Below are 25,154 nucleotides of genomic sequence, written 5' to 3' on the forward strand. Positions count from 1 at the left end.
GGCAGCGCCTGGTCGGCGATTGCTGCCGCCCATCCCTCGGTGGCAGGGGGAGTCTCCTGGGGGCTCCGGGGGCCGGACGAGCTCATGAGCGACACCCTTCGTATGGCTGCGTCACCAATCAAGATGAAAGGACCTTACGACGTTAGCTCCTTTCACTTCAAGAGGGCAGGGGTGTCGTACCCTGAGTCAGTGGCCAAACGGTCACGGTCATGTCGGTAGAGCCGAACGATCAGCGAAAGAGAGGCAGGGTCATGGTGTGGTCCGCGTCCACGCGGTACGAGGTCGATCCGGCGCCGCCCGGGCTGGCGCTCGTGCACGACCTGCTCAACACCATTCCCGCCGGCCGGCCCCGGGCGGCCGATCTCCTGGACGGCCTCGCCGACGCACAGGCCTGGGTCGATCAGGCGCTGGACTGCTGGGCGCAGGAGAGGGAGCAGGCTGCCGCACAGGTGCAGCTCACCGAGAGCGATCTCGAGGAACTGCGCGGCCTGCGTGCCGAGTTGCGGCGGCTTCTCGCCTCACGCAACGACGACGGCATGGACGCCGACGACCAGACCGTTGCGCCCGCTGTTCATGTCGCGGCGGCGGCCGTGCGGATGGACCGCAACGGCCGGGCCGTCCTGGAGCCTCGCGGCCAGGGCTGGCGGTATGTGGCCGCCCTGGTGCTCCTGGAGGTGTTCCAGGCTCAGCAGGCGGACACCTGGCGCCGACTCAAGATCTGCCGCAATACGCGCTGCACAACGGCATTCTTCGACCGCTCCCGCAACAACAGCGGCGTATGGCACTCCACCAAGACCTGCGGCAACCCCGAGAACCTGCGTGCCCACCGGGCACGTCAGCGTGTCCGTACCTCCGGGTGACTGCGCGTCGAACGCCTTCGTCCGGTCCATCTGGGGGACGTCGGCGGCCGTGCTGCCTGTTTGTGTGACACGGGCCGTCATCTCTGAAATTAGCATAATAAGTTTGCTCCTTTCCTAATTGGGTCAGAGGTGAGCCCGGGGGTCAGAGGGTGAGGGGGTAGCGGGCATCACATTCACTTGAGGTGAAATAAGTGAAGGCCATACGATTATTGCGCCACGAGGGAGTTTCCGGCGAAGATGTGGCGCGGTACGACGCGTGGCGGCACTGCGCTCTGTCGTGCCCACGGCCGATGGCGCGCCCTGCAGCGCCCCCCAGGGCCAACCCGTGTGACGTCGCCGTGGCCGCACTCGAAGACATCAGGGCTCACTACTCGGCCGGTCCTGCCGGCCCGCGACGCCGCGAAGGCGGCCTGGAGGTTGAACGCATGGCACCCGAGACGCAGCGACCGCCGACGCATCCGTCCGGCAGGGACTCGACGGCAGACGGGTCCTCGGCAGGTGACGGTATCCGGCGTCGGACGATTCAGGCAGGCGGACTGGACGTTCCGATCCTGGAGGCCGGGAACGGGCCGCTCGTCCTGTGCCTCCACGGCTTTCCCGACCATGCCGGCTCCTGGGAGGGGATTCTCGAGAGCCTCGCAAAGGGCGGCTACTGGGCGGTCGCTCCCGCGCAGCGCGGATACTGGCCCGCCGGCGCGGCGCCCGACGGCTCCTATCGCGCGTCGGCGACCGGGCAGGACGTCCTGAATCTGATCGAAGCGCTCGGGCGTGATCGGGCGGATCTCGTCGGGCACGACCTCGGCGCCCGGGCGGCGTACGCGGCGGCGAGCCTCGACGCCACACGCGTCCGCAGACTTGTCGGCATGGCGGTTCCCTACGGGCCGCAACTGCGCACCGCCTGGCTCACCAACGGCGACCAGCAGCGACGCAGCTGGTACATGTACTTCTTCCAGACGGCCCTGGCGGAGCCGGCCGTCGAGCTCAACGACTTCGCCTTCATCGACCGGCTCTGGCAGGAGTGGTCGCCCGGCTACGAGCTGCCGGACGCGGAGCGGGCCGCGCTCAAGGAAACCTTCCGTGCTCCAGGAGTCCTGACCGAGACCCTGGGCTACTACCGCCAGCTGTTCTCACCCCCCGCCGGTGAGGCGACGCGAGCCCTGGAAGCCCGGGCAAGCGGCGCCATCACCGTCCCGTCGCTCTACCTCCACGGGGCCGACGACAACTGCATGTCCGTGGAGCTCAGCGACGGCATGGAAGCCGCGTTCAAGAACGGCTTCGAACGCGTCGTCGTACCCCGTGCCGGACACTTCCTCCACCTTGAGCAGCCCAAGCCGGTCGCCGATCACATCCTGAGCTTTCTGAACAACTGACCCATCACTCTGCTCCGGAACGGACAGGGGGCAGAGGCTGCCGCCGGCGACCTGCATGGGCATTCCGTGGGCGATGTCGCCCACGGAATGGCCCGCGCCCGCCGGCGCCAGCCACCTTCGTAGGCCGCTGACCCGGCGGGCGTGCGCGTCACTTGTCCGAACCGCGCCTCTCGTGTCCGAAGGCGCGCAGAAGGAAGGGCAGCATGTGGTCGGCCGTCTCCGCCGCGGTCGCAGCGTCGACCTGGTTCGGCGGCAGGGGGGTGAGGAAGAACCTGCTCATCATGGGACCGATCACCAGGTCGCCGAGCAGGTCGGCGTGCTCCACCGGCGGGATCTCGCCCCGGTCGACCGCACGTTGCGTTATCTCCTCCATACGTCGGCGCACGGGGACCATGAAGGCGTTCGTGAGGGCCTCGGCCAGGGAGGGGCTGTACGCGGCCTCGCCGATCAGAGTGCGCAGCACCCCTCCCTCGTTGCCGGTCAGGGAAGCTGCTTTGTCGCGGAGCAGGGCACGCAGGTCACCTTCGAGTGTGCCGGTGTCCGGCTGCGCCGTCAGTTCCTTGGCGTACGCGGCGGCGGCGTCGACGACCATGACCTCTTTGGACGGCCAGCGGCGGTAGAGAGTGGCGGTGGACACTCCGGCGCGGGACGCGACGGCGGCGGTGGTGAGCCCGCCGTAACCGCTCTCGGTCAAAACGGCCAGAGTCGCATCGAGCAGCGCACGGTCGCGGGAGGCATCGCGGGGGCGCCCCCGACGTGCCTGCGCCCCGGTCATCAGGCGGCTCCCGAAGAGATCCGGCGGGATGGGTGGGCGGCGGAGCGGACTGGATGGTCGGGCTGCCGTACGGAACGTTGAGTAAGGGTGGGGTAGGTCACACGGCAAGTATACCGGCATACGAAACGAAAGGCTTTCGTTTCGTATATGCTTCCGGGTATGAACACCAACGCACCCACCGGCGGTCAGCCGGACATCGCCGTTACGACGGCCCCCGCGGCGGAGACCGTCGCGCGACTGCGTGCCACGTTCGACACCGGCCGCACCCAGCCCGTGGCCTGGCGCAAGCAGCAACTGCAGGCGTTGAAGCGTCTACTGACGGAGCATGAGGACGACTTCGCTCAGGCGCTGCACACCGACCTCGGCAAGAGCGCGACCGAGTCGTACATGATGGAGATCGGCTTCCTGGTCAAGGAGATCGACCACACCCTGAGTCATCTCGACCGGTGGCTGCGCCCGAAGAGGGTCTCCGTACCCCTGTCGCTCGTGCCGTCCCGGGCCTGGACCGTGCGTGAGCCGCTGGGCGTCGTGCTGGTCATCGCCCCCTGGAACTTCCCGGTCAATCTGGCGCTCGCGCCGGTCATCGGGGCACTGGCCGCCGGTAACGCCGTCGTCCTCAAGCCCAGCGAGGTGGCCCCCGCGACCTCGGCCGTGCTCGCCCACTGGTTGCCCCGGGTCCTGGACCCGCAGGCCGTGGCCGTCGTCGAGGGAGGCGTGCCGGAGACGACCGCCCTTTTGGAGCAGCGCTTCGACCACATCTTCTACACCGGCAACGGCGCGGTCGGACGCATCGTCATGACCGCCGCGGCCCGCCATCTGACCCCGGTCACCCTGGAGCTGGGTGGTAAGAGCCCCGCCATCGTCGAACCCGGCGCCGACCTCGCGACGGCCGCCCGCCGCATCGCCTGGGGCAAGTTCTCGAACGCGGGCCAGACCTGCGTCGCACCCGACTACGTGCTCGCGATAGGCGAGGCGGGCGCCGAGATAGAGCCGCACCTGCGCAATGCGATCCGCGAGATGTACGGCACCGATCCGGCCCACAGCGACGACTACGGCCGCATCATCAACGAGCGCCACTTCGACCGGCTGGCCGGCCTCCTGAAGGACGGCCGAACCGTCGTGGGCGGCGACCACGACCGCGACGCACGCTACATCGCCCCCACCGTGCTGGCCGACGTCGACCCCGACTCCCCGGTGATGCGCGACGAGATCTTCGGCCCCATCCTGCCCATAGTCCGGGTCCCCGACCTTGACGCCGCGATCGCCTTCATCACCGGACGGGACAAGCCGCTGGCTCTCTACGCCTTCACCGCGTCCAGGCGCTCCAAGCGGCGCCTCACCACGGAGACCTCCTCCGGCGGCCTGGGCTTCGGTGTCACGACCATGCAGCTCGCCGTGCCGGGACTGCCCTTCGGCGGGGTCGGTGAGAGCGGCATGGGCCGCTACCACGGCTCGTACTCCATGGACACGTTCAGTCACATCAAGTCCGTGCTCGACAAGCCGCTCCGAGCGGACACGCTGCGCGTGACGTACCCGCCCTACACCCGCGGCAAGGACCGCATCCTGCGACGCATCACGTGAGCCGGGTGATCACCGCCCCGCAGTCAGGGATGACGACCTTCAGCATCACGACCATCGCCGAGCCGGGCCTCCGGGCCCGCCTCGACACCAGATGACGGTTCCCGACCGTCGCAAGATCGAAAGGAGAAGGGGAAGAGGTACCCGCAAGGGCGCGCCACGTCCCCGACAGTCATGGGCAAGATCGACTACCGTACCCAGACCACATTGATCACCGGGGCGAGTGCAGGACTCGGCGCGGAGTTCGCCCGCGGCTTCGCCGAGCGCGGCTCGAACCTCGTGCTGGTCGCCCGCCGCGCGGACCGGCTGGAGGCCTTGGCCGACGAGCTGTCCGCGAAGCACAGGATCACCGTCACGGTGGTGCCCTTCGACCTCACCGTGCCGGCCGCCGGTGAAGCGCTGGCCAAGGAGGTGGCCCGGCGCGGGATCACCGTCACCAGCCTCGTGAACAACGCCGGCTTCGGTACTCATGCCCCGTTCTGCCAGGATGATCCGGAACGCATGCAGCAGGAGATCGGCCTGAACGTGAGCAGCCTGGTCGACGTCACCAGGGCGTTCATCGACCAGCTGACCGGTGTCCTGGTCAACGTCGCCAGCACACTCGGGTACCAGCCGTGGCCGAACGCCGCCGTCTACGGGGCGACCAAGGCCTTCGTGCTGAGTTTCACCGAGGCGCTGTGGCAGGAATCGCGAGGGACCGGCCTGCGCGTGCTCGCCATCTCCCCGGGTCCGACCCGCACCGAGTTCTTCGACGCGCTCGGCTCCGACGACATGGCCCGCGGTGTCCCGAAGCAGACCCCGCGCCAGGTGGTCACCACCGCACTGCGCGCGCTGGACCGGCGCAACCCGCCGCCCAGCGTCGTGTCCGGCACATTCAACTGGGTGGGCACCCTCGTCTCCCGTTTCACCACACGCCGAGTCACCGCTCTGGCCTTCGGCGCGATGACGCAGTGGCAGATGGGCTCGAGTCGGTCTGGCCACTGACGCTCTCCAGACCACCGTTACGTCGCACTGACGATGCCTCCATCGACGACCTCCGGGCGGCGCTGGACATCATCAATCGCCCTTCCCGGCGCACCGCGCTGGTGAGCGGGCTTCGCACCAGCGCCAGCCTGCGTGAACACGGTGCCCAACCCCCGTCACATGGCTCGCCGCGCCCGTCACCGAGCCGAACTCGCAGGGGAATCATTCACAGACGATCTCGCGCGCCAGGACGGCAGCACGGTCTTCCGCGCCGAGGACGGCTCCGCCGTCTCCTCCCACTTCTTCGGACAGTCCTCCTTCGCCGGCGTGACGAACGTCGCCGAGCGGAGCGTCATGAAGGTGTCCGAGACCGCCCCGCTCGAAATTGCTCACCGGCGCCAGTGTGACCTTCGTCCTCGAGGGCGATGCAGTGCCACAGGTACTGATTCCGCAGCTGATCGCCCTCTACGAGGCCGGCAGGTTCCCGTTCGACAAGCTCATCAAGCGCTACGCGTTCGAGGACATCAACCAGGCCTTCGAGGACAGCGAGAACGGGGTCGCGCTCAAGCCGGTGGTCACCTTTTGAGCACGTAGCACGGGAGAGGAACGGCACTCCTTCCCTTGCCCAGCGAAAACCGGGCGGTTTACAGTGGCAGCGCTCGAAGATTGTTGAACGATCCTCCTGTCGGCCATGTGCCGAGTAGTGCGCCTGGACCATGAAGGGACCGATGTGAGCAGGAACGAGATGAGCGTGCCCCGCTCTGTCCAGGAGGCGGTTCACGCCTGCGCCGTACGGGCGACGCAGGGCTCGGCGGCCTTGGCCAGGGCGTCGGACGTGGAGATCGACACCGCGCTGCGGGCCATGGCGGAGCGGCTGCAGACGGCACGCGACGTGCTGACAGCGGCGAATCAGGAAGACCTGCGATCGGCCGCCGCAAGCGGGATGTCGGCGGCACTGCAGGATCGCCTGCGGCTGACCGGCCCTCGACTGGAGGAGATGGCCGAGGCGTTGCGTACGCTGGCGGACGTGCCGCACGAGCCGCGGGACACCGTCCTCGAGGAGCGTCCCGACGGCCTGGTCCTGCTGGAGCGCCGCCGCCCCGTGGGGGTCATCGGCGCGAACTTCGAGGCGCGTCCGAATGTGACACTCGACGTCGCCTCGCAGTTCCTCAAGTCCCGCAACGGCGGCGTGCTGCGCACCGGTTCGGCGGCCCTGCGCTCCTCCCAGGCCCTGATCACTCACGTGGTCACGCCCGCTCTCACCGACGCGGGACTGGACCCGGACGCCATCCAGCTGGTGCCGAGCGAGGACCGGTCGGCGGCGTACGCGCTGGTGTCGCTGCCCGAGACCATCCCCCTGGTCATCCTGCGCGGCAGCGGCGAAAGCACCCGGGAACTCGGTCGCGAGGCCGCCCGCCACGGTGTGCGCACGCTGGCCCACGCGGACGGCGGCGGAGTGCTGTATGTGGCCCGGGACGCCGACGAGAAGCTGGTGCACGAGCTGGTCACCAGCAGCCTGGACCGGCTGGGCGTCTGCAACCGGCTCAATCTTCTCCTCATCGACCGGGCCGTCCACGACAAGCTGCTTCCGGGCATTGTGAAGACCCTCGAAGGCCTGGGCATTGCGGCATCGCTGCCGCCGCACACCCACGCGCGCGGTTACGAGTGGTCCCTGGACTCCGAGAACGCAGCGACGGTGACGATCGACGAGGCGGACGGCCCGGTCCAAGCGGCACGGATCGCCAACGAGGAGACCTCCGGACTGGCCGCTGCCATCGCCACACACGACCCGGACACCGCGGCCCAGTTCATGGACGCCTACGGTGGCTCAGGCGTCTTCTGGAACTCCACCACACGCCTCCTCGACGGCTTCAAGCTCCTGCGCCTGCCGGAAACCGGCATCAACATCGACCGGGTCCCCGGCCCTCGCGGCCCCGTCACCTACCGCGACCTGTATCTGCGCCAGTACGTCGTCCGACCCGCGGCATCCGCGCACAGTTGAGCCGACGCCCGGTAGAGGCGCGGTCGCTGGTCTCGTTCTGTTTCATGTCGGCCGGCCCGGATCTCCGGCGCCGGCCGAACTGACAGGGGCGGCAGCATGGTTACGTCGACGTGTCGCATCGGCCACCCGCCTGGGGAGGCGGTTCCAGCAGCAGCCCGAACCGCCTCAGTTTCACGAGTCGGTCGAGGCCGCGTCCGGGTCGAGGTGGGTGCGGAACCACGACAGCGCGGCGCCGCTGGATTCCTCGAAGTGCACCTTGTAGGCGTCGAAGTGCCCGCCGGGCAGCAGCACCAGCTCCTTCGGGGCCAGCGCACGCTCGAAGGCGGCCAGCTGGATGTCTGCCGGGACCACCGTCTCTCCGGTCTCGACGATCATCATGAGCGGCTTGGGCGAGACCCGGGCGATCCACCCGCCCGGCTCGTACAGCCGCGCGGCCCGGCTGGAGCGCAGGGTCACCGTGTTGTTCTCGCGGCCCGGCGGAACCAGGTCGTGGTAGAAGCGCACTGCGTCCGGGCTGTTGTACAGGGCCGGGTCGGCCGGATCGTCGCCGATGGAGGTCTGGTACCGCAGTTCACCGCCGGCGGCCAGGGCGCGTTCGTTCTCGGCCTGGGCGAGCTCGAAGGCGGCGATGCGATCCGGCGAGACCTTGCGCTGCCACTGCTCGAATCCGCTGATGGTGGGCACCTGCGACACCACACACTTGATCCGCACCTCGGTCGCCCCGAGCACGATCGCATGACCGCCCGAGAAGCTCGAACCCCACACTCCGATGCGGTCCGCGTCGACCTCCGGCCGAGCCTCCAGGAAGCTGATCGCGCGACGCCAGTCCTCGATCTGACGCCACGGGTCGACGTCGTTGCGGGGCTCGCCGTCGCTCGCGCCGAACGTACGGTGATCGTGGACCAGCACCACGAACCCGGCGTCGGCGAACTTGCGCGCGTACCGGTCGAGGCCCATCTCCCGGTTGGCGCCGAATCCGTGGGCCATCGTGAGCGCGGGGCGCGCACCCTCGACGTCCGGCAGGTACAGCCAGCCGCGCAGAGTCACGCCCCCGTCCGCCGTGAACTCCACGTCGATGCGTTCTGTCATGGTCATTCGCCTTCCGTGAAGTTGAAGTACTCGGCGGGGATGAGGCCAGCCGCGGTCAGGGCCGCCCCGACCTTCGCGTTGATCTGCACCACGGCACCGAGGGGGCGGTGGTGGATGGCGATCTCCGTGATGAGCCCTTCGTCATCACGCGTGAGGATCGTGATCCCCTTCATCTCGAAGCCGCCGAACGCGGCGGCCTCCCACTCCAGATACGTCCGCGGACCGTCCTGCACCTTCCGGACGAACTCGAGCCGTTCGTACACGGAGCTCACCCCGGCCATAAGGGCCTCGACCTGCTCCTTGCGCTCCAGTGGCTTGGCGAGCGCGCTGGCCTCCATCCGCACGTTCGGCGAGAGCGCCGCCGCGAAGGAGTCCTGGGTGCGCTGCTCGAACGCGGCCGTCCAGGCCTTGGCCGGGCGGCCGTCGGCGGAGCCCGACGCGGTCGCCTCGACGACCGTGCCGATGACGGCGGCGACCGCCGCCGGGTTCTCGGCGTGCGCCCAGTGACCCGCGTCGGAGACCGTCTGCGAGGCGGCGTCCGGGAAGCGGGGCGCGACATACGAGGAGACGATCTCTTCCGTGACGAAGGGGTCGTTCTCGCCGCGCAGGACAGTGACGCTCCCGTGGAACTTGCTGGGCTGCTGTCCGTCAGGGTGGCCGTTGTTCCATGCCGTCGCCGTGTCGGAGATCGTCGACGGGTCGATGTGCAGCGTCACTTGGGCGAGCCGGTCATTTTCCTCGGCCGGGAACGCGGTGGCGAGCGCGTCGCGGAAGGCACGCTGTGCGTCGAGTCCGAGATCGGGTGCCTGGAAGGGGGCGATCTGTTCCGGCGGAAGGTGAGTGCCCGCGAGCGGGATCGGGTTGACCAGGACGAGCGAGCGCACCTGCCCGGCCAGGCGAGCGGCGACGAGTTCGGCGATCTGGCTTCCCATGCTGTGGCCGACGAGCACGACGGGGCCCTCCGTCGCGCGCACGACGTTCTCGAGGTCGTCGGCCCAGCGGGTGAGCGTGAACGGCCCGTGGTCCGAGGCGCGCGCACCCATGCCGGCGAGCTCGAACGCGATCGAGGGGATCGACCGCTCGGCGAGGACGGTGCGGACGCTGTTCCAGATGGCGCCGTCGTCCAGGTATCCGTGGACGAGCACCGCGGTCGGCGCCTTCGTCGCTGGGCTGTTCATCTCGTGTCTCCTTTGACGATCGCTCTACTGCGGCGACGAATCGGAGCCAGTGGCTCTCGAGATTCTTGGTCGACGCGAGCACTATGACGTAAGCATAGGGTCTATGCTTGCGTCAATGTCATCGCTCTGTGATCGACGGAATGAGGGCCGGTCTGCCGGCTTCCTCCGCGTTCCGGCCGGAGCGGAAGCGACCACCCGAGAATCCGAGGAGTCCACCAAATGACGTCGAACGCTTTGACCTACGCCGTACACATCGCGGACGGCATGCCGACCACCAACTCCGACGTGCCGCCTGATCTGGGCGAGCGTTCCTGGTCACCGACTTCGAGCATCCTCATCTCGAACGGGGGAGAGGCGCTGCTGGTGGATCCGCTCTTCACGATCGCGCAGTCAAAGGACCTGCTGCGGTGGCTCAGTGAGCATGACGCCCCGGTGACGAGCGTGTACGTCACGCACGGCCACGGGGACCACTGGTTCGGTCTCGGAGCCGTTCTGCAGCAGTACCCCGGTGCGCGCGCCTTCGCGCTGCCCGAGGTCGTCGAGGACATGGCCTACCAGTCCTCGCCCGAGGTCCTCAAGGCGGTCTGGCGCGCCTGGTTCCCCGAGCAGATCCCTGAGCGACTGGTGCTCGCCGAACCGCTCGAGGGTGAGGTCCTGAGGGTGGGCGGGGCGGAGGTCCGCCCGGTCCGCCTGGGACACACCGACAGCGACAACACCACCTGCCTGCACGTTCCCGATCTGGGGCTGGTCGTGGCAGGCGACGTGATCTACAACAACGTGCACCTCATGCTCGCGGCATCGGACGCAGACGGGCGTGCCGAGTGGCTGAGGGCTCTCGACACGGTCGAGGCGCTGGCGCCGACCGCGATCGTCGCGGGCCACAAGGATCCGGCCGCCGACGACGATCCGCGTCACATCGAGGAGACTCGCCGCTACATTCTCGATTTCAACAGCGGGGTGCGTCGCACCGGCAGCACCCTCGAACTCTACGAGTACATGCTGGAGCGTTACCCGTCGCGCATCAATCCCGGTGCGCTGTGGGGCTCCTGTCGGGCGGCGAAGGGCTGAGTAGTCGGCGCGCCGGTCGGGCGCCTGCGGCGCGCTACGAGCGCGCGGCGGCCCGACGCTGCCGCGAGGCCCGAAGGTTCACGGCGTTACCGCAGATGCGCACGTCATGCCAGGCGCCGTTGTTGGGGTTCGTGCCGTCATAGAAGGCAACCGAGCAGACCCGGTTACGGCACATCTTCAAACGACGCCAGGTATCTGTCAGTTGGGCGTTCGTGATCTCGTTGAGCACGGCCGCGACCACCCACGGGACGTCCCTGCCGCGCGGCGCCAGCGAGAAGACGCCATCGGCGTCGATCCGCACCTCGAGCGCGCCGCTCACCCCCTTCGGCGCGGATCGGACCGGAGTGTCACGCACTGCACCCGACACGGTCATCTGCAGCGACGCGCGTAGCTGCTGAAGCCGCACCAGCCCCGGTTCATCGACCTCGATCGCCGGCGCCTGCGCCCCGGTACGTCGACTCCATTCGCCCAGCGCGCCGGAGAGCCACGACGTCGCGGAATCCGGCGTCGAGAGCAGGTCCTCGAGCGCGGGCTTGCCGGCGGCGCGAGTGTTCAAGACCTCCTGGACGAGGACGAGCGGTCCGGTGGCGATGCGGTCGGTGTAGCGTTCGCTCGCAAGTTGAGACATAGGCATAGCTTATTAGCTCCAGTCCTCATTGGCGAGGAGGACGGGATCGCCGCCGAAAAGGACCCGAACGGCGATGCTGTGCGTTCGACGCGCGGGTGATGGGCGCCCCTGCCCCGGCCGTGCTCGGCCACCAGCCCGGCGTTCGCTCACGACCTGTCCGGCGGCTGGCCGAGGGGGCGCTGCACTTCACGCTCGTCGAGCCTGCCCAGGACGCCCACGCTGTGATATGACATAAGCATAAAGGATATGCCTGCGTCAGATGGTGTCGGTCGACGTGCACTGTCACCACGCGGGCCGGCCATGTGAAATCGCTTGAGAGGTCGCGCGATGCCCGAACGCGTGGAGGAACAATGATCGACAAGACCGTCACGGACACCGCAGCCGCCGTCTCAGGGATCCGCGACGGCGCCACCGTCATGATTGGTGGATTTGGCCGCGCGGGTCAGCCGGTGGAGCTGATCGACGCGCTCATTTCCCATGGCGCAGGTGACCTGACCGTCGTCAACAACAACGCAGGCAACGGAGACACGGGCCTTGCCGCGCTTCTCGCGGCGCGAAGGGTACGGAAGATCATCTGTTCGTTCCCGAGGCAAAGTGACTCGTGGGTGTTCGACGGTCTCTACCGCGCGAAGGAAATCGAGCTGGAGCTCGTGCCACAGGGAAATCTCGCCGAACGCATCCGCGCCGCGGGCGCGGGTATCGGCGCGTTCTTCTCACCCACGGGCGTCGGCACGCAGCTCGCCGAGGGCAAGGAGCTGCGCACGATCAACGGCCGCGACTATGTGCTCGAATACCCGATCCGAGCTGACGTCGCCCTGATCAGCGCCCTGCGCGCCGACCGCTGGGGCAACCTCGTCTACCGCGCGACCGCCCGCAACTTCGGCCCGATCATGGCGGCCGCGGCGGCCACCACCATCGCCCAGGTCGACCAGATCGTGCCGCTCGGTGACATCGATCCCGAGACCGTGGTGACGCCCGGCATCTTCATCGACCACGTCGTCGCCGTGGGAGAACGCCGCTGGCTCGACGACGGCGTGTTCGTCGGCGGCGTCGACATCGAGGGAAGCCCGCTGGCGCAGGAGGAGAGCCGATGAGCACGCGTATCAGCCGCCCCGACCTCGCCCGTCGCATCGCGGCCGACATCCCCGAGGGATCGGTCGTGAACCTCGGTATCGGCGCCCCCACCCTGGTGGCCAACTACCTGCCGGACGACACGGAGGTCGTTCTGCACACCGAGAACGGGATGCTCGGCATGGGCCCCGCACCCGAGCCCGGCACCGTCGACCCCGACCTGATCAACGCCGGCAAGCAGCCAGTAACTGCGCTGCCGGGCTCGGCGTACTTCCACCACGCCGACTCCTTCGCGATGATGCGCGGCGGACACCTGGACGTGTGTGTGCTCGGCGCCTTCCAGGTGTCGGAAACCGGTGATCTCGCGAACTGGTCCACCGGCGAGCCCGGCGCGATCCCCGCCGTCGGCGGAGCGATGGATCTCGCGATCGGCGCGAAGGCGGTCTATGTGATGACCGACCTGCTCACCAAGCAGGACACACCGAAACTCGTCGCCGCCTGCACCTACCCGCTGACCGGAGTGCGCTGCGTGACCCGCATCTACACCGATCACGCGATATTCGATGTCACACCCGACGGACTGCGCGTGCGCGAGACGTTCGGCGACAACACGGTGGACTCCCTAGCCGCCCTGACCGGCCTCAACCTCGCCGACGTCACCGACGCCGCGGCATCCCTGGAAGGCAACTGACATGCCCGCGAGCTTCGTGTACGACGCCGTGCGTACCCCCTTCGGACGGTACGGCAAGGCCCTCGCCGACGTGCGCCCCGACGACCTCGCCGCGATCGTCATGCGCGCAGCCGTCGAGCGCACAGGCCTTGATCCCGCGCGCATCGACGACGTGATTTTCGGCGATGCGAACCAGGCGGGCGAGGACAACCGCGACGTGGCACGTTTCGGCGCGCTGCTCGCCGGCTTCCCCACCTCGGTCCCGGGAGTCACGGTCAACCGCCTGTGCGGGTCCTCGGTCGAGGCCGTCATCCAGGCCTCGCGAGCCGTCGAGGCCGGCGACGCCGACATCGTGCTCGCGGGCGGCGTGGAATCGATGAGCCGCGCACCGTACGTCGTCGAGAAGAACACCAAGCCCTTCCCCGCGGGCAACCACACGATGTGGAACACATCGATCGGATGGCGCATGGTCAACCCTCGCCTGCCGACGGAATGGACGATCTCCAACGGCGAGACCGCCGAAAAGCTTGCCGGAATCCACCGGATCTCACGTGAGGAGCAGGACGCGTTCGCGGCGCGCAGCCATCGCCTGGCCGCCCGAGCATGGGCGGACGGCATCTTCGACCGCGAGATCGTCCAAGTCGACGGCCACCACCTCGCCCGCGACGAGAGCATCCGTGACGAATCCACCGTCGAGGTACTCGCCGGCTTGCGCCCGGTGTTCGCCGCGGGCGGCACGGTGACCGCCGGGAACTCCTCGCCCATCAACGACGGCGCCTCCGCCGTGCTCGTCGCACGCGAGGGTGTGCTCGACAGCGAACCCCTCGCCCGCATCGCCGGCCGCGCGGCCTTCGGCAACGACCCCGACATCTTCGGCGTCGCTCCCGTCGAGGCGGCCAACCGCGCACTCGCCCGCGCCGGGCGCACATGGGCCGACGTCGACCTGGTCGAGCTGAACGAAGCCTTCGCAGCGCAGTCGCTCGCCTGTCTGCGCCTGTGGAGCGACCTCGACCCGCAGAAGGTGAACACGCACGGAGGCGCGATCGCGATGGGCCACCCGCTCGGAGCATCCGGGGGACGCATCATCGGCCACGCGGCCCACGAACTCGCCCGCCGGGGTGGCGGCATCGCAGTCGTGGCAATCTGCATCGGCGTCGGCCAGGGCCTCGCTGTCGTGCTCGAGAGGTGAAGAGGCGACGCGGACGTACTGGGCACTCGCCGACTCCGCGAATCTGACGGCAGGCAGTGTTATGACCACCTGGTCACCCTCGCGAAGAAACCGATCGCGAAGAAACCGATCGCGGAGGAACTGATCGCGCAGGTCGCACGCGCGCAGCGGCAACTCAGGACAGGAAGCTGCCGTACGGGCCGCTCCGGATCCTGTTCTTCTGGTCCTGGCTGAAGTGGCAGTTCGGATAGTCGTAGAACGACGCGGACATCGGCGTGCCGTCAGTGTGCGTGGAGTCGGGCAGGCCCAAAGCATGGCCGAGCTCGTGCACCATGCCGCCGTACCACCGGTTCATGGCGCCGCCGATCCCGGCGGCGCCGTCGGCGTCGTGGCCGCTGAGTACCACCCAGCCGCCGCCACCGCCGCCACCGGAGCCCTCGCCCTCGGCGCTGATCTCGCCGACGCACAGCCAGCGCGGGTCCGGGGCGCCGAGACCGAACTTGGCCAGCAGCTCCTGCTGCATGTTGAAGACCACCCACCAGTACCGGTCGTCGCCGTTCGGTGTGTTCTCGTACCAGGCCCGCTGGTGGTCACCATTGACCACCTCCACGGCCGGCGTGTTCAGCCTGAACGTCACGCCGAGTTCCTGCCGGTAGAAGCGCTGCGCCTCCTTCATCACGCCGGTGATGCCATCGGGGTACCGCTGGTCGAATGCGACATCCGAGGGCTTGAGCCAGAACACTCGCACGGTCCCGGTCGGCGGGGCGGCGGCGGCCGCTTGTGCCGTCGCCCCTGTCGCCGCCTCGGCCGTTCCCGTGAACACCCCGGAACCCAACGCTGCCATCCCCGCCGTCACGGTCAACACCGACCGGCGCGTCATCCTGTGACTCTCCATCGAACGCCTTCCTCGATGAACCAGTACATGACAAATCAGCACTTGACGAAGCGAAAGCTAGCACCAACTAACGGCCTGTCAACTGGCGTTCGACCAGCCGGACAGCGGTAGTGGGACGGTAGGTTCCTCCACGACGAACTCGGCTGTCGTCAGGCCGCGCACGGGATCCGCGAGATCGTGAACCCGCGGCGCATCAGGCAGCCCTTCTTGGCGTCGGCGAAGGCGGGCCCAGGACGACGAGCTGCCCCTGCGGCGGGCGCGGCACGATCGCCGGTCCCTTGACGGCATACGTGTCACTGGAGAAGTCGATGTAGTGGAGCCGTTTCCCGGTCGAGATAGCGGCTGGTGGCCAGGGACCGGATGACCGCGTCGTCCTCCCACGAGTCCCACAGGGCGCGGGCCACCTCCACCCCGTCCCCGGACTCCCGCGCCTGTGCGTCGGCATCGGCGACCAAGATGCGGCCCCAGGCGCGGGCTGCCTCGGGACGCTCCTCCTCCGTGACCACCCACCCGGCGCGACCGGCGGAGATGTGGTCCAGGGACGCCAACTGGCTGGAGACACGGAAGGGTTCGGCATACGTCACCGGGACTACAGGTGCGATCCCGATGGAGCTCGTGGATGCCGCGAGGAAGGCCGCCCGCTCCACCGCGCCGATACGGCCCACCGGATCCGGTGCGGCCCCGGGCAGCACGCCGTCATCCAGGGCGATCAGGGTGAACCCGGCGTTCTCGGCGATGGCGGCGACCCGGGCCACACGGCGCGGGGTGAGCAGCTGATCGGGGGAGTGGGCGGCGCGGCGCCAGGCCGCGGGGTGGGCTCCGTCGCCGTCGATCTCGGCGTCGACGGCCGCCCCGGGCTGCGCTCCGATCAGGGGCAGCCCATCAGGGACGGTAACGAGGCGGACCTCACGGGTGGCGGCGGGCAGGAAAGCGGCCGTGGAAGGCTCCTGATCGAGGGCAGTGGGCCGAGCGCGGGCGACCGGCCGGTGCGGGCGCGCGGACGCCGGTCCTTGACGCGCACGTGAGGGGCAAGTGCGGCGGCCTCTGCGATCTCCACGAACAGGCGGAGGGGTTCTCCGTGTCCGCAATGCAAGACCTGTCCGGAAAGTTATTGACCGACGTGGCGGATCTCTGCTGAACTCCCGTCTTATGAACCCGCGCGTGGACCTCACTCGGCGGCGCCACATCGATCTGGCGCACGTCTCCAGCGCGTTTTGTTGTCGCTGACGCGGCAAGGGATCGTCGTATCCCTCTCCTGAGGGCTCGCCTCGCCTCTCATCTCCTTCTCGTATGAGCCGGGAGCCTGTTCGCGCACACCGAAGCGGTCGCTGAGAACGCGGCTGTAGCGGTCCTGCGACCACGCGTCTTCTGCGACCACGGGTCTTCTCTCCGGCCGGCCCAGCCCGGTGTTCCGCGTGGTCGACCACTCCTGCGCAGTACCAACCCCTTGCACTCGACTCCCCGTTCCCCAGCACCCCTTGGCGTGCCCATCTGCCCGGGAGGGATCCCCTCATGACTCTGTCCATCCGAAAACTCACCGGCCGCATCGGCGCGGTCGTCGAGGGCGTCGACTTCGCGGCGCCGCCCGACTACTCGACGGTCACGGCGCTGCGTGACGCCCTCAACGAGCACAAGGCGATCGTCTTCGCCGACGTCAACCTCGACAACGCCGGTCAGGAGCGTGTGGCCGGGTGGTTCGGCGACCTCACCACCGCCCACCCGAACGTGCCGGCAGCCGACGGCACGACGAATGTCCTCGCCGTCGACAGCGCGACGTCCAAGGCCAACGAGTGGCACACGGACGTCACCTTCGTGGTCAACCCGCCGCAACTCACCACGCTCCGGTCCATCGTGACCACGCCCTATGGCGGTCAGACGCTCATCGCCAACGCCGCCGCGGCCTACCGCGACCTGCCCGAAGCGCTGCGCTCCCTCGCGAACACGCTGCGGGTCGTGCACACCAACCAGTACGACTACGCGCGCTCCGCAGCCACGACGGCGCAGCGACAGGAGTACGACCGGGCCTTCGTCTCGACGCCCTACGAGGCCGAGCACCCGGTCGTGCGAGTCCATCCGCTCACCGGCGAACGCGGGCTGTTCATCGGCGGGTTCGCCAAGCGGATCGTCGGCCTGTCGAGCAGCGACTCGGCCGATCTGCTGCGCATCCTCCAGTCGTACGTGACCCGCCCGGAGAACATCCTCAGCTGGACATGGTCCCCGAACCAGCTGCTCATCTTCGACAACCGGATCACCCAGCACTACGCGGTGGACAACTACGACGACCACCCGCGCCGCCTCAACCGGGTGACGATCGCAGGAGAGGTACCGACCGGCGTCGACGGCCGCCGCAGCGAACAGCTCGTCGGCGACGCCTCGCACTACAGCAGCGTGCTGGCGGTGGCGGCATGACCGAGCTCAGCCTCAAGGCGCCGGCCCTCACGAAGTCCCCGGACGCCGAGACGACAAGCGCGCGGGAACGCGAGGTGTTCCTGCCGCGCGACGCCCGAGGCCGGACGCTGCTCGACACACTCCGCGAGCGGCTGCGCTGGCCGCTGGGCATCTACACGACCCCGGTCGCGCTCCTCCTTGCCTGGGAAATCCTCGCCCGGGCCGGAGCGGTGTCGAAGACCTACGCCCCCGCGCCGACGTCGATCGTGAAATCTGCCGCCGATCTGTGGCAACAGGGCGTCCTCGGACCGGACTTGGCCATCTCGCTGCAGCGGGCCGGCATCGGTCTCGCGATCGGTCTGACCGTGGGCATCGTGACGGGGGTACTCGGCGGGCTCCTGCGCAGCGGAGAGTACCTGTTCAACGGCCTCGTGCAGGTGCTCAACACGATCCCCCTCCTCGCGGTGCTGCCGCTGATGATCGTGTGGTTCGGCATCGACGAGCTCACGAAGGTACTGCTGATCTCCTTCGGTGCCGGTGTCCCGATGTATCTCAACCTGTTCGCCGCGATCCGGGGCGTCGACCAGCGGCTGATCGAGATGGCGCGCACGACGGGCGCGGGAACGTGGCGCCTGGTGACGCGCGTGCTGGTGCCCGGAGCCCTGCCGGGATTCCTGGTCGGCCTGCGGTTCTCCCTCGCCTACAGCGTCCTGGGCCTGGTCGCCGCCGAAACGGTCAACGCGGACCAGGGACTTGGCTTCCTCATCACTCAGGGGCAGACGTATCTCCAGACCAACCAGGTCTTCGTGGGGCTGGTGATCTACTCGCTCCTCGGTCTGATCGCCGACCAGTTCGTCCGGGCTCTCGAGCGGGTGCTGCTGCGGTGGCGACCCAGTTATGAGGCGTCATGAGCAGCACGATCGCGACCGAGCCCCGTCGGCAGACCGGCGTCGTCGTCGAGCAGGTGGTCCGTCAGTTCGGTGACCGGGTGGTGCTCGACCACCTCGACCTCACCATCGCCGACGAGGAGTTGGTGATCCTGCTCGGCCCCTCGGGCTGCGGCAAGAGCACCCTGCTGCGTCTGCTCGCCGGCCTGGACCGGCCCGACGGCGGGCGCGTGGAGGTCCCGGCACGGCGTGCGATCGTCTTCCAGGCCGACCGGCTGCTGCCATGGCAACGCGTCCTGCGCAACGTCACGCTCGGCCTTCACGGATCCGACGCGGAGCAGCGGGCCCGCGACGTGCTCGCCGAGGTCGGGCTCTCGGGCCGTGAGAAGGCGTGGCCCAAGGAGCTCTCCGGCGGCGAGGCCCAGCGGGTGTCACTTGCCCGCGCGCTGGTATCGGAGCCCGAACTCGTCCTTCTCGACGAGCCGTTCGCCGCCCTTGACGCGATCACACGGCTGCGCATGCACGACCTCGTACGGGCGCTGCGGACCAAGCATCAGGCGGCCATGCTGCTCGTCACCCATGACGTCGACGAGGCGATCGCGCTGGCGGACCGCATCGTCGTCATGAGCAGTGGCCGTATCGGCAGCTCGCACGAGGTGGACCTCTCCGCCGCGGACCGTGAGGCGAGCGTCGCACGCGAGGAACTCCGTGCCCGACTGCTGGCGGACCTCGGCCTCGCCGGCCACCACTGACCTCCCCGAACTCCCTCACCCTGCACAGAAAGCACTGTCACCATGCGAAAAAGAACGACCAGACTCATCGGCGCCGTCGGTTCGCTCGCCCTCGCGAGCACCCTCGTCGCCTGCGGATCCTCGTCGGACACCACCGCGCCGCTGAGCAACGCCGCGGACGCGAGCAACGCCAAGCACCCCGAGTGGAGCAAGTACACCTTCACCATCGGCGACAACAGTGGTGATGGCAGCGAGGCCCTGGCGGAGCGGACCGGCGTGTTCGACAACGCGCCCTACAAGGTGAAGTTCGCCCGCTTCACCTACGGTCCGCCGCTCGTGCAGGCCGCCGCGTCGGGCGACATCGACCTCGGCAGCGTCGGCGACGTACCGCCGATCACCGGCGCCGCGAAGGAGTACGGCTTCAAGGTCGTCGCCGTCAACCGCTCGCTCACGCCCGACCAGGCCGTGGAGAACATCATCGTGCCCAAGGACTCGAAGCTGAAGACGGCCGCCGACCTCAAGGGCAAGAAGATCGCGGTTCCGCAGGGCAGCTCGGCGCACGGTCTGGCCCTGAACGCGCTGAAAAGCGTCGGCCTGGGCCCCAAGGACGCGAAGCTGGTCTTCCTCGACCCGGCGGCCAGCGCGACGGCGTTCAACACCGGCAAGGTGGACGCCTGGTCGATCTGGAACCCGCAGTCGGCGATCGCGGTCAAGAACGGCGCGCGCATCCTGGTGAAAGGCCTCCCGCCGATCGACCAGACCAGCAGCTACTACGTGGCAACCGACAAGTCGCTGAGTGACAAGACCAAGCGTGCGGCTCTCACGGACGTCCTGAAGAGGCTGTCGCGAGAGTTCGCCTGGGCCGTCAAGAACCCGGACGAATACGCGCAGGCCCTCTCGAAGGAGCAGGGCATCCCGCTGGCTGACGCCAAGGCGTCCCTGGCCGCCTACTCGAACCGGGTGACTCCGGTGGAGCAGGCGGACATCGAGCTGGAGCAGAAGCTCGCCGACGTCTTCCTGGAGGCCGGCCAGATCGCCAAGAAGGTCGACGTCAAGTCGATCACCGACAACCTTCTCCCGGCCGGTTACGACAGCTCGAAGCTGAAGGTCACGTCATGAGCGAGAGACGGCGGCTGCACCTCAACGCCTTCCTCATGGAAGCGGGTCACCACGAGGCGGCGTGGCGGCTGCCGCACAGCAATCCCCGGGCGGACTTCGACCTGCGGCACTGGATCGAACTGGCCCAGCTGGCGGAGAGCGCCAAGTTCGACTCGCTGTTCCTCGCGGACGGCCCGGCGCTCATCGGTACCGGCGAGTTCCGGCCTCCGGGCCAGTTGGAGCCGCTGACCCTGCTGACCGCGCTGTCTCAGGCGACCAGCAGGATCGGCCTCATCGCGACTGTCTCGTCGACGTACAACGAGCCGTACAACCTGGCCCGGCGGCTCGCGTCCGTCGACCACGTCAGCGGCGGTCGCGCCGGCTGGAACATCGTCACCTCTGCCGGGGCCGACGAGGCCGCCAACTTCGGCCTCGACAACCGCCCCGACCACGCCGAACGCTACGCCCGGGCCGACGAGTTCCTGAAGGTCGCCAAGGCGCTGTGGGACAGCTGGGAGTCCGATGCCGTCGTCGCGGACAAGGCCGCGGGACGCTACGCCGACCCCGCGCGGCTGCACCGGCTCGGCCATGAGGGCGGGTACTTCAAGGTGGCCGGACCCCTCAACGTCGAGCGCCCGCCGCAGGGTTACCCGCTGCTCGTCCAGGCCGGCTCCTCGGAGGACGGCAAGGACTTCGCGGCCCGCCACGCCGAGGCGATCTTCACCGCCCACACGACGTACGAGCGCGCGGCCGGTTTCTACGCCGACATCAAGGCACGGACCAGGGCCGTGGGGCGCGACCCGGACGGCGTCATCGTCCTGCCGGGCATCGTCCCGTACATCGGGTCGACCGAGGAGGAGGCCCGGGCGCTTGCTCGGCAGTTCGACGAGCTGCGCGTCCCGGAGTACGGGCTGCGCCAGCTGGCCGCGGTGTTCGAGACGGAGCCGTCGGTCTTCGAACTCGACCAGCCGCTACCGGAGTTCATCCTGGCGAGGCCGAAGCTGGAGGGCTCGCAGAGCCGTTCCGACCTGATCATCGATCTCGCGGTGCGCGAGCGGCTGACGGTCCGGCAGGTCATCTCCCGGCTCGGGGGCGGCCGCGGTCACTTCGAGTTCATCGGCACACCCGAGCAGGTGGCGGACACGATCATCGCCTGGTTCGAGGGCGGAGCCGCGGACGGCTTCAACATCATGGCCCCCGCGCTGCCGTCGGGCCTGGCGGCCTTCGTCGAGCACGTCCTGCCGATCCTGCGCGGCAAGGGGTTGTTCCGCGAGGAGTACGAAGGCACGACCCTGCGCGAGCACTACGGGCTCCCGGTGCCTGCGAACCAGTTCCATGGCTGATCCGCTTTCCGGGCCTGATCCGCTTCCCACGGCCGGCCCGCTTCCCATGGCTGACCTGCTCGCGACTCCCGCCGCTTCCACTTCCCGAAGCGGCGGGAGTCCGCCCGCGCTGCGGGTCGAGGGTCTGCGCAAGACGTACAAGGACGGCTTCACCGCGGTGAACGGGCTCGACCTGGAGATACCGGATGGCGCGTTCTTCGGGCTGCTCGGCCCGAACGGCGCCGGGAAGACCACGCTGATCGGCTCGGTGTGCAACATCGTGCGCCCCACCGCCGGCACCCTCTCCGTCTTCGGCCACGACCACCGCAGCCGTCAGGCCCGCAGACTGCTGGGTCTGGCTGCGCAGGAGATCAACGTCGACCGGTTCCTGTCCATCCGGCAGATCCTGGTCTACCACGCCGGATACCACGGCATCGGCCGGAAGGCGGCCGCCCGGCGCGCGGACGAACTGCTCGCCCTGTTCCGCCTCGACGACAAGGCCGACGTACGCGCCTACGAACTCTCCGGCGGCATGCAACGCCGCCTCGTCCTCGCGCGGGCCCTCATGCACCGCCCCCGCCTGCTCATCCTCGACGAGCCGACGGCAGGCGTCGACGTCGAGCTGCGCTCGGAGATCTGGCGCGTCGTCAAGGGCCTCAACGCGGCCGGCACCACCATCCTGCTGACGACGCACTACCTGGAGGAGGCGGAGACCTTGTGCGACGAGATCGCGCTGCTGCGTGCGGGCCGGATCGTCGACCGCGGCTCCGCGGCCTCGCTGCGGGAGCGGTACGCGGCCCGGGACATCTCGGAGGTCTACGAACGGGCGATCACGGCCAAGGAGATGGCCTCGTGAGCAGCACCGAAACGCGGGCCCTCCCGGCGTACGACGAGCCCTTCCGGGCGGAGCGCTCACCGTTCCTGTGGTTCCTGGAGCGCGAGGTCCTGCGCTTCCTGAGGATCTGGCGCTACAGCATCGTCGGCCCGGTGCTGTCGACCGTGCTGTTCGTCGTGGTCTTCGGATCGGCTCTCGGCTCGCATGTCGACACGATCGACGGCGTCGGCTACGGCAGCTTCATCGTGCCCGGCCTCTTCGCCCAGGCGATCGTCAACGTCGGCTTCTTCAACGGGACGACCAGCCTGTTCGAGGCCCGCCGGGACCAGTACATCAACGACGTGTTCGCGAGCCCCCTCAGGTGGTGGGAGATCAACGCGGCACTGGTGGGCGCCGGCGTCGCCCGAGGCGTCGTCGTGGGCGCGGGCGTCCTGGCGGCGGCCCTGCCGCTCACCCACGGCGGCACCCCGGCCCGCCCCGTCGTCCTGCTGTTCGGCACGCTCGGGGTGCTCCTGGTCGCCGCGCAGGTCGGCGTGATCGCGGGCGGCCACGCCAGGTCCCTCGACCATGTCTACGCCATGGAGTCGATCATCCTGCTGCCGCTGGGCTTCCTCGGCGGCGTCTTCTACTCGGTCCACCAACTGCCGCCGTTCTGGAACTACGTGAGCCACCTCGACCCGGTCTTCTGGCTGGTCCAGGTCGAACGGATCGGGTTCCTCGGCCAAGGCGACGTCAGCGCCGGCTGGGCCCTTGCCGTGGTCTGGGGTCTGGCGGCGACGCTGACCGCCTGGTCGGCGGCGATGTTCGCCACCGGCCGCCTCAAGCCCTGACCCCGGACGGGAAGGAACACAACGCCTTGGGCGTCTAGACCGGCCGAGGACATGCGGTGCGAGTTCCCTCACACGAGACCGTCGCCGCGTCCCGACGGTTGATTGCGAAGACGCGTTTTGAGTGTGTCGAGCGTGGCCGTCGTCCATCGAGGTGTCCGCGATGCGGGACGGCCCTCTTGACGCCGCTGTCGGTCGGATCGACACTCACTGAGGGAATCCTAGTGAATAGGTAGGGAAAATATGAGGCGCGTTGAGCCGGTCACCGTCCGAGTGAGCCGTTCGCCTCTTCTGACCTCCCGCCGTCACATCGATCTGCTGCGTGTCTGCAGCGCGATCAGCCCCCAGGGCTGAGCCGCGCCCATCCTGTGCCGGCGGCGCCCCGCGAGCGGGGCTCACGCCTCCGGCGCGCACGGATGAGCCCCGCTCCCTCGACCAACGTCGCTTCCGCCGCGCGTACGTCCGCGCCCGCTCCTGGGGAGAGTCATGACCGTGACACCGCTGGCCGCCCACGCCTCCGATCGAGCCGCGCCCGTCTTCCGGGGCCGCATCGGCCGGGACGCACGCAGCGGCCACTACGCAGTTCCGGGCCGCTACCGCCTCCATCTGTCGACCGCCTGTCCCGACGGCCTGCGCATCGCCATCACCCACAGCCTGCTCGGCCTGGACACCGTCTGTCCGGCCACCTTCCTGCCGGCCGTCCCCGACAGCCCCGAGGGCGGCCACTCGGCCTTGCGGTCGCTGTACGAGGCCAGCGCCCACCGCTACACCGGTCCGGCCGTCGCGCCGGTGCTCAGCGACGACTGGTCCGGACGGATCGTCAGCACCCATGCCCCGGACATCATGCGCGACCTCGACCGCCGCTTCGGCGGTGACCGTCTCTCGCTCTACCCGTGCGGCGCGGAGTCGGAGATCGAGGCGGTCGAGCGGATGTGCGCGCAGGGCATCGAACAGGCCGCACAGCGCGCGGGATCGGCCGGTGGTGGGCCGGTGGAACGTGACGTGGAACTGACCACGCTGCTGGAAACGCTCAGCGCCCTGGAACGCTGGCTCGAAGGACGTACGTACCTGATCCGCGACGAAATCACCGCCGCTGACGTCGAGTTGTGGGCCGCGCTGGTCCAACTCGACACGGTGCACCGAAACCACCTCGACGCCTGTGCTGTCCAGCGCATCGCCGACCATCCGACCCTGTGGGCCTACGCCCGCCGCATGGCCGCGCATCCGGCCTTCGGCGGCCACCTTGACCTCGGGGGCATCGAACGCCGTCACCACGCCCGCTGCCATGGCCTGGAGGCCGCCGGTGCAGCCGTCCAGATCCTGGACTGGGCGGCACACTCAGCCCGTTAGCCGTTCCACCTGGTGGACCGGCGTTGACATTCGTTCAGGCAATTGTCTTAACTACGGCTCAGAACGGTCATGAGCGTCAGCGACAAGCCCTGGCTAGCTGACCGGCAACCCTCGCACCGCGGTGGGGTGCCCCAGGTGACGACCGGACCGAAGAAGTTTCGGTAAGCGCGAGGCCCACAGGGCCGGAACAGTGACGGTGACGCCATGTACGCAGCTCCCAGGACGGCCGCACGCCGCTCCCAGGGCTGCGTGCGGTCGTACGCGAACGTGTTCGTCGCCGATCGCGCTGTCGATCTGCTCCGCGTGAACAGCGCACTGTGTACCGCACCGGGCTGTGCCCGCTGTCGGGGCTGACACCTCCCCGCAGCCCCCGCACTCCCTGACGAACACCGCCTCTGCGG

General features: G+C 68.8%; 25 protein-coding genes, 1 pseudogene and 1 riboswitch. Of the genes and pseudogenes, 19 read left to right on the forward strand and 7 right to left on the reverse strand.

The window, feature by feature from the left end:
• The first annotated feature begins 251 nt into the window (after positions 1-251).
• Both ABZS97_RS13320 and ABZS97_RS13325 read left to right on the forward strand, forming a co-directional pair.
• On the forward strand, positions 252-860 hold the full coding sequence (locus tag ABZS97_RS13320) for a CGNR zinc finger domain-containing protein (RefSeq protein WP_356136974.1): 609 nt from the start codon (positions 252-254) through the stop codon (positions 858-860).
• 425 nt (positions 861-1,285) lie between these two features.
• Positions 1,286-2,230: an alpha/beta hydrolase gene (locus tag ABZS97_RS13325; RefSeq protein ID WP_356136976.1), complete on the forward strand. Its 945-nt coding sequence runs from the start codon at positions 1,286-1,288 to the stop codon at positions 2,228-2,230.
• 148 nt (positions 2,231-2,378) lie between these two features.
• Here ABZS97_RS13325 and ABZS97_RS13330 read toward each other — a convergent pair whose 3' ends face one another.
• Positions 2,379-3,005 (reverse strand): TetR/AcrR family transcriptional regulator, encoded by a 627-nt coding sequence (locus tag ABZS97_RS13330; RefSeq protein ID WP_356136978.1) that lies wholly within the window; start codon positions 3,003-3,005, stop codon positions 2,379-2,381.
• A 159-nt stretch (positions 3,006-3,164) separates the two neighbouring features.
• On the opposite strand from ABZS97_RS13330, the gene ABZS97_RS13335 reads away from it, so the two are divergent.
• The gene (locus tag ABZS97_RS13335) at positions 3,165-4,586 is read left to right on the forward strand and encodes an aldehyde dehydrogenase family protein (protein ID WP_356136980.1); all 1,422 of its coding nucleotides are present in this window, start codon (positions 3,165-3,167) and stop codon (positions 4,584-4,586) included.
• A 171-nt stretch (positions 4,587-4,757) separates the two neighbouring features.
• A complete protein-coding gene (locus tag ABZS97_RS13340; RefSeq protein WP_356136982.1) occupies positions 4,758-5,567 on the forward strand; it encodes an SDR family oxidoreductase in 810 nt (269 codons plus the stop codon).
• A 201-nt stretch (positions 5,568-5,768) separates the two neighbouring features.
• Here ABZS97_RS13340 and ABZS97_RS13345 read toward each other — a convergent pair whose 3' ends face one another.
• Positions 5,769-5,939: a hypothetical protein gene (locus tag ABZS97_RS13345; protein WP_356136984.1), complete on the reverse strand. Its 171-nt coding sequence runs from the start codon at positions 5,937-5,939 to the stop codon at positions 5,769-5,771.
• Between the two features lie 37 nt (positions 5,940-5,976).
• On the opposite strand from ABZS97_RS13345, the gene ABZS97_RS13350 reads away from it, so the two are divergent.
• On the forward strand, positions 5,977-6,132 hold the full coding sequence (locus ABZS97_RS13350) for a hypothetical protein (protein ID WP_356136986.1): 156 nt from the start codon (positions 5,977-5,979) through the stop codon (positions 6,130-6,132).
• Between the two features lie 144 nt (positions 6,133-6,276).
• Entirely contained in the window at positions 6,277-7,548 is a 1,272-nt protein-coding gene (locus ABZS97_RS13355; RefSeq protein ID WP_356136988.1) for an aldehyde dehydrogenase family protein, read from the forward strand.
• Between the two features lie 171 nt (positions 7,549-7,719).
• Here ABZS97_RS13355 and ABZS97_RS13360 read toward each other — a convergent pair whose 3' ends face one another.
• Positions 7,720-8,637, reverse strand: coding sequence for an alpha/beta hydrolase (locus ABZS97_RS13360; RefSeq protein ID WP_356136990.1), 918 nt, complete (start codon positions 8,635-8,637; stop codon positions 7,720-7,722).
• Positions 8,638-8,639: 2 nt separating this feature from the next.
• Positions 8,640-9,815, reverse strand: a complete 1,176-nt coding sequence (locus ABZS97_RS13365; RefSeq protein WP_356136992.1) for an alpha/beta hydrolase — start codon at positions 9,813-9,815, stop codon at positions 8,640-8,642.
• Between the two features lie 219 nt (positions 9,816-10,034).
• Here ABZS97_RS13365 and ABZS97_RS13370 point away from each other — a divergent pair, with 219 nt between their 5' ends.
• The gene (locus tag ABZS97_RS13370) at positions 10,035-10,883 is read left to right on the forward strand and encodes an MBL fold metallo-hydrolase (protein ID WP_356136994.1); all 849 of its coding nucleotides are present in this window, start codon (positions 10,035-10,037) and stop codon (positions 10,881-10,883) included.
• 34 nt (positions 10,884-10,917) lie between these two features.
• On the opposite strand, the gene ABZS97_RS13375 is transcribed toward ABZS97_RS13370, so the two are convergent.
• Positions 10,918-11,511 (reverse strand): CGNR zinc finger domain-containing protein, encoded by a 594-nt coding sequence (locus ABZS97_RS13375; RefSeq protein ID WP_356136996.1) that lies wholly within the window; start codon positions 11,509-11,511, stop codon positions 10,918-10,920.
• A gap of 350 nt (positions 11,512-11,861) precedes the next feature.
• Here ABZS97_RS13375 and ABZS97_RS13380 point away from each other — a divergent pair, with 350 nt between their 5' ends.
• From ABZS97_RS13380 to ABZS97_RS13390, 3 genes are read left to right on the forward strand one after another with little or no spacing between them, the layout of a single operon-like run.
• Positions 11,862-12,605, forward strand: a complete 744-nt coding sequence (locus ABZS97_RS13380; protein ID WP_356136998.1) for a 3-oxoacid CoA-transferase subunit A — start codon at positions 11,862-11,864, stop codon at positions 12,603-12,605.
• Positions 12,602-13,273 (forward strand): 3-oxoacid CoA-transferase subunit B, encoded by a 672-nt coding sequence (locus ABZS97_RS13385; RefSeq protein WP_356137000.1) that lies wholly within the window; start codon positions 12,602-12,604, stop codon positions 13,271-13,273. Before ABZS97_RS13380 ends, ABZS97_RS13385 begins: the two co-directional genes overlap by 4 nt.
• A 1-nt stretch (position 13,274) precedes the next feature.
• The gene (locus ABZS97_RS13390) at positions 13,275-14,441 is read left to right on the forward strand and encodes a thiolase family protein (RefSeq protein WP_356137002.1); all 1,167 of its coding nucleotides are present in this window, start codon (positions 13,275-13,277) and stop codon (positions 14,439-14,441) included.
• 154 nt (positions 14,442-14,595) lie between these two features.
• On the opposite strand, the gene ABZS97_RS13395 is transcribed toward ABZS97_RS13390, so the two are convergent.
• Positions 14,596-15,300, reverse strand: a complete 705-nt coding sequence (locus tag ABZS97_RS13395; RefSeq protein WP_356137004.1) for a hypothetical protein — start codon at positions 15,298-15,300, stop codon at positions 14,596-14,598.
• Between the two features lie 241 nt (positions 15,301-15,541).
• Positions 15,542-16,184: pseudogene (locus tag ABZS97_RS13400) on the reverse strand (LLM class flavin-dependent oxidoreductase); the annotation flags it as partial.
• 643 nt (positions 16,185-16,827) lie between these two features.
• Between ABZS97_RS13400 and ABZS97_RS13405 the strand changes: the two are divergent.
• From ABZS97_RS13405 to ABZS97_RS13445, 9 genes are all read left to right on the forward strand, one after another.
• A complete protein-coding gene (locus ABZS97_RS13405; RefSeq protein ID WP_356137006.1) occupies positions 16,828-17,724 on the forward strand; it encodes a TauD/TfdA family dioxygenase in 897 nt (298 codons plus the stop codon).
• Positions 17,721-18,614: an ABC transporter permease gene (locus tag ABZS97_RS13410; protein WP_356137008.1), complete on the forward strand. Its 894-nt coding sequence runs from the start codon at positions 17,721-17,723 to the stop codon at positions 18,612-18,614. Before ABZS97_RS13405 ends, ABZS97_RS13410 begins: the two co-directional genes overlap by 4 nt.
• On the forward strand, positions 18,611-19,342 hold the full coding sequence (locus ABZS97_RS13415; RefSeq protein ID WP_356137010.1) for an ABC transporter ATP-binding protein: 732 nt from the start codon (positions 18,611-18,613) through the stop codon (positions 19,340-19,342). Before ABZS97_RS13410 ends, ABZS97_RS13415 begins: the two co-directional genes overlap by 4 nt.
• A 42-nt stretch (positions 19,343-19,384) precedes the next feature.
• The gene (locus ABZS97_RS13420; RefSeq protein WP_356137012.1) at positions 19,385-20,440 is read left to right on the forward strand and encodes an ABC transporter substrate-binding protein; all 1,056 of its coding nucleotides are present in this window, start codon (positions 19,385-19,387) and stop codon (positions 20,438-20,440) included.
• Positions 20,437-21,762: an LLM class flavin-dependent oxidoreductase gene (locus ABZS97_RS13425; protein ID WP_356137014.1), complete on the forward strand. Its 1,326-nt coding sequence runs from the start codon at positions 20,437-20,439 to the stop codon at positions 21,760-21,762. The genes ABZS97_RS13420 and ABZS97_RS13425 overlap by 4 nt, the downstream gene beginning before the upstream one ends.
• 46 nt (positions 21,763-21,808) lie before the next feature.
• Positions 21,809-22,597 carry an ABC transporter ATP-binding protein gene (locus ABZS97_RS13430; protein WP_356137016.1) on the forward strand — a complete coding sequence of 263 codons (789 nt, stop codon included), beginning with the start codon at positions 21,809-21,811 and terminating at the stop codon, positions 22,595-22,597.
• Positions 22,594-23,406 carry an ABC transporter permease gene (locus ABZS97_RS13435; RefSeq protein WP_356137018.1) on the forward strand — a complete coding sequence of 271 codons (813 nt, stop codon included), beginning with the start codon at positions 22,594-22,596 and terminating at the stop codon, positions 23,404-23,406. Before ABZS97_RS13430 ends, ABZS97_RS13435 begins: the two co-directional genes overlap by 4 nt.
• A 240-nt stretch (positions 23,407-23,646) precedes the next feature.
• The gene (locus ABZS97_RS13440) at positions 23,647-23,757 is read left to right on the forward strand and encodes a putative leader peptide (protein ID WP_356137020.1); all 111 of its coding nucleotides are present in this window, start codon (positions 23,647-23,649) and stop codon (positions 23,755-23,757) included.
• Positions 23,758-23,889: 132 nt separating this feature from the next.
• Positions 23,890-24,753 carry a glutathione S-transferase C-terminal domain-containing protein gene (locus tag ABZS97_RS13445; protein ID WP_356137022.1) on the forward strand — a complete coding sequence of 288 codons (864 nt, stop codon included), beginning with the start codon at positions 23,890-23,892 and terminating at the stop codon, positions 24,751-24,753.
• A gap of 65 nt (positions 24,754-24,818) precedes the next feature.
• A riboswitch (SAM riboswitch) is annotated at positions 24,819-24,927 on the forward strand.
• Positions 24,928-25,154: the final 227 nt, after the last annotated feature.

Source organism: Streptomyces sp. NPDC005485 (assembly GCF_040606085.1).
Lineage (GTDB): Bacteria > Actinomycetota > Actinomycetes > Streptomycetales > Streptomycetaceae > Streptomyces.